This is a genomic window from Niveispirillum sp. (genome assembly GCF_052437035.1).
In the GTDB taxonomy this organism is placed as follows: domain Bacteria; phylum Pseudomonadota; class Alphaproteobacteria; order Azospirillales; family Azospirillaceae; genus Niveispirillum.
In genome coordinates, this window is the sequence record NZ_JBQVOH010000036.1 from 528 (window position 1) to 857 (window position 330).

Consider the following 330-nt stretch of genomic DNA (forward strand, 5'->3'; position numbering starts at 1 on the left):
CGTTTTGGGCCTAGCACAGCGCTAGCACAAATCTCGAGGCCGATTTGACTGTTCCCTTGAGGTCGTGATTCCCTGTTCCCATATCGAAGACGGAAACAAACAGGGGGCCGGTATGGCGAGCCACGAAATCCTCGGAGGGAAGGTCAATGTCTATCGGCGCGGGGGCCTCACCTGGCATTGCTCGGCGTCGGTAAAAGGTCAGCAATACCGTACCAGCACCAAAGAGACTGGACTGGAGCAGGCCAAGGCATTTGCAGAAGACTGGTATCTCGGGCTTCGTGGCAAGCTGGCCGCCGGGTTGTTGAAAACCGAAAAGACCCTTGCCGCTGT

General features: G+C 57.0%; 1 protein-coding gene. It reads left to right on the forward strand.

The genetic code is table 11. The features are described from left to right. Positions 1–112 precede the first annotated feature (112 nt). On the forward strand, positions 113–330 hold a 218-nt coding region (locus tag ACT6Q8_RS25535; RefSeq protein ID WP_444739480.1), incomplete at its 3' end, for a hypothetical protein.